At 32.5% G+C, this 3,403-nt stretch carries 5 protein-coding genes; 1 reads left to right on the top strand and 4 read right to left on the bottom strand.

The window, feature by feature from the left end; translation table 11 throughout:
• From NF27_RS10690 to NF27_RS10675, 4 genes are all read right to left on the bottom strand, one after another.
• The coding region (locus tag NF27_RS10690; RefSeq protein ID WP_039459534.1) for a hypothetical protein at positions 1-1,157 on the bottom strand (1,157 nt) is incomplete at its 3' end.
• Positions 1,132-1,557: a type II toxin-antitoxin system VapC family toxin gene (locus tag NF27_RS10685; protein WP_039458014.1), complete on the bottom strand. Its 426-nt coding sequence runs from the start codon at positions 1,555-1,557 to the stop codon at positions 1,132-1,134. The genes NF27_RS10685 and NF27_RS10690, both read right to left, overlap by 26 nt.
• 5 nt (positions 1,558-1,562) lie before the next feature.
• Positions 1,563-1,796, bottom strand: a complete 234-nt coding sequence (locus NF27_RS10680) for a ribbon-helix-helix protein, CopG family (protein ID WP_039459531.1) — start codon at positions 1,794-1,796, stop codon at positions 1,563-1,565.
• Positions 1,797-1,896: 100 nt separating this feature from the next.
• A complete protein-coding gene (locus tag NF27_RS10675) occupies positions 1,897-2,256 on the bottom strand; it encodes a hypothetical protein (RefSeq protein WP_152606916.1) in 360 nt (119 codons plus the stop codon).
• A gap of 330 nt (positions 2,257-2,586) precedes the next feature.
• Between NF27_RS10675 and NF27_RS10670 the strand changes: the two genes are divergently transcribed.
• Positions 2,587-3,403 (top strand): IS481 family transposase (locus tag NF27_RS10670; protein WP_039454464.1); only part of this gene is annotated, 817 nt, incomplete at its 3' end.

The following is a 3,403-nucleotide window of genomic DNA, read 5'->3' as shown; positions in this document are numbered from 1 at the left end:
TGCATTTCATCCCACTTAGCTTTCCATGAATTATATTCTCTCATTCTAAACTGGAAGGCATTGGTCTTAAATCCCATGTTATTTGGATTAAGCTGAGCTAATTTGTCGTTTGTTTCTGCAAAGAAAGCCATTATTAAACTTATTCTATCTTTATACTGGCCTCTATTTAAATATTCTCTCATAGACTCTAAAGGTCGCGAATCTCGGTAACCCGGAATAGTTTTAAATCTTTGGGCTTCTTCAGTTATAATGTTAATTACGCTAAAGTCTAAATCCTGTCCTAGTTGCAAATTATTAGCTATGGATTGAAGCTTATGAAAGTTCCACCCTGAATTATTTGTTTCCGCATAATCATACCAAAAGTAGTAAAGTGCTTTTAATACTTCCTCACTTTTGTTCATACATATGTGCATTTTTTCCAATGATTCAATTGTGTCGCTATGTCCATTTAAGGTATGGCTTTCAAGCATTAGCTCCTCAGGTTGCTTTTCTTTTAGCAGCTTTAGTAAATGTGATATTGTTATATTCGGATCTATACTCCCGTATTCTTTTATATAATCTTCTTTAGCACGCTTTTCTCCTTTATCCCAATCAGTTCTCGTTGCTAGTTCTTGCTTATATTTCTCTAACACTTTGAGTTTAGTTTGAACTACTAAACTTCTTTGAGGTAACCAGCTATAAACTTCGCTGCTACAAGATTCCAAGTACCTAACAAGTATTACTGGCTCATGAGCACGCTCTGAAATTGCCTGCTCATATGTCATATTTGAGATTACACCCATTGCTCTATTAAGCTCTGCTTCTTGGGCGCTTTGCTTTTCAGATCTGCTTCTTTTTTGGGCAGCTCGGTATACTTCATTAGCTGCTTCTCTTTCATCATTTTTATACTTTATAAGAGTATGTCCTAAATAACTTAGGCTTTCTCCTTTAGTGGTAATTTCATGGTTTGCTTTATCTTGTAGAGTAGTAACTCTTTCGGTGACGAAATTATAAACTTTGTTTGCAAAATATATGCTACTGAATAACCATATAGCTATAATCACTATTACACTTATTACTACTACTTTAAAAAAGGTAATATTTTGGTAATTTCTACTGTCAAATATTTCTCTAATATAAGATACTATATCTCTAATGCTTCTTAGCTTTATACTCATATTCGCTCCAATTTTCTAATTTTAAATCTTTAATTCTTTCAAAGTGTTTTATGTTGTTAGTTACTAATGTGTAATTACCGGCAACTGCAATTGCAGCAATCATTAAATCCATATCTGCTATCAGTTCGCCTTTTTTCTTTAACTCCGCTTTAAGCTCACCGAATACTTTACTTGCATTAGTGTTAAACGGTACTGCACTTAAATTACCGATTACACCGCTTACTGTTCTTAAATTACGCTCAGGAAACTCAGAGTTATATGCACCGTAATAAAGTTCGGCACAGGTGATGTCTGATATATATAACTGAACAAGCGGAGAGCTTATAAACTTCTCTACTACCGCATCATGTCCCTTAATAAAATAAATAATCGTATCCGTATCAAGTAAATATAGTTTCATTGCATTTACTCCTTACTTATTCTTGAGGAATAAATATCATTAAGCATTCTATTTGCTTCATCCTCTTTCCAACTACCGGCAAACTTCAGCAAATGACTTTTATCTTTTTTATTATTTAGCGCATATGCATATAATGCTTTCTCAATAATTTCCGTTTTAGTTGAAGATGTTTTACTTGCTAAGACATCTAATATATTTATTACATCATTATCTAATCTTATAGTTACATTTTTCTTCATAATTAGCCCTCTTATCTTCTTTTAAACATACTATAATATAGTATCATTTATCAAGTAATATGCAATGCATTTTATATTATATATGCACATATATAATACTTTATTCTTTTTCCTCTTTTAAAATATTTTTAGCTGCTTTTACCGTATGTAGTGTATTTTTAGTTTCTTTGTATTCTTTATTTAATTTCAACTCTTCTTTATTTGTATTTGAGCGTACCTTATCGATCTCCTCAGGTACTTTACTATGTGTTTTATTAACCTCATTTGTAATGTTACCGTTCGGATCGGAAGCATAATGCTTACTTAGTTCGTTTAAGTTATTAGATAAATTATTTTTGAAATCAGCAGTAAATTTAGGTGCACTCTCGGTTATAACTTTAGCTACTTCGGTCGAGCCCTCTTCTAAGTTGGTATTTGCCATAACTTGTGATCTTAAACTTTCATAACTTCCCTTTTTCAAATCAAACCCGTCTATTGAAGTCGGTACACTTGGATGTATGTTGTTATAAGCTTCCTTAGCTTTTTCTTTAACATCATTATATGTAACTTTATCTTGATTACTAATAAGGCGACTTTCTTTACCTTGCCAACTTAATGCTTGGTTAGCCAGTTCTGATTTTGGCTTATCAGGTATGTGTGATTCATATAGAACATTACCACTCAGATGTCAGCAGAAGTTGTGACTTTTAGTAAATAGATGAGTATATAAAGGTAAGAAATAAACCTTTTTACAGTGTTACTTTAGGTTGTTAGGATATCTGTATGTGGTAATAACTATTCAAATTGGAAAATGGATACCAAAGTAAAAAACCGTCTTAAATGGATCAAACTATATGAAGAACTAGGGGATGCGAAGGAAGTATGCCAGCACTTTGGGATTTCAAGGTTTACGCTAAGAAAATGGAGTAAACGCTATAAAGAAAGAGGGATGGAAGGGTTGAAAAATATAAGTACTAGGCCTAAAAATTCGCCATTACAAAAGAGGGATGAGATAAACGAAGAAATTATTCTTACTTTAAGGAAAGAAAGGAAGTTAGGAGTAAGAAGGATACAAAGTGAGTTAAAACGATTGCATGAAATATCATTATCTGTAGCTACTATACACAAAGTCTTAAAGAAGCATGAAGTAGGTTACCTACAACTAAAACGTCATTATCGTAAACAAGTTAAGCGATATAATTGTAAAATACCCGGAGAACGGGTGCAGATGGATGTTTGTAAAATAGCTCAAGGGGTTTACCAGTATACAGCGATTGATGATTGTACAAGATATAAAATATTAGGAATATATAAAAGGCGTACGTCCTTAAATACTGTTAACTTTTTAGAGTGTGTAATAAAGCACATGCCATTTCCAATACAACGTATTCAAACAGATCGTGGGCAAGAGTTTTTTGCTTATTTAGTCCAGGATTACCTAAAAGAAAAAAAGATTAAATTTCGACCTATAAAAGCTTTCTCTCCACACTTAAATGGGAAGGTAGAGAGATCACAACGTACAGATTTAGATGAGTTTTATACAAGTATTAATCCTAATGCTAGTGATCTCCCAGATAAACTTAAAGTATGGGAAGAATATTATAATAAACAAAGATCACATAGCGCTT

It is taken from the genome of Candidatus Jidaibacter acanthamoeba, assembly GCF_000815465.1.
Lineage (GTDB): Bacteria > Pseudomonadota > Alphaproteobacteria > Rickettsiales > Midichloriaceae > Jidaibacter > Jidaibacter acanthamoebae.
Note: the sequence above shows the minus strand (reverse complement) of the source record. Positions and strands in the feature narration are given on the sequence as shown.

Excerpts from the sequence above, each read along its gene's own strand:
- NF27_RS10685 (WP_039458014.1), bottom strand. The coding sequence starts at position 1,557 with ATGAAACTATATTTACTTGATACGGATACGATTATTTATTTTATTAAG.
- NF27_RS10680 (WP_039459531.1), bottom strand. The coding sequence starts at position 1,796 with ATGAAGAAAAATGTAACTATAAGATTAGATAATGATGTAATAAATATA.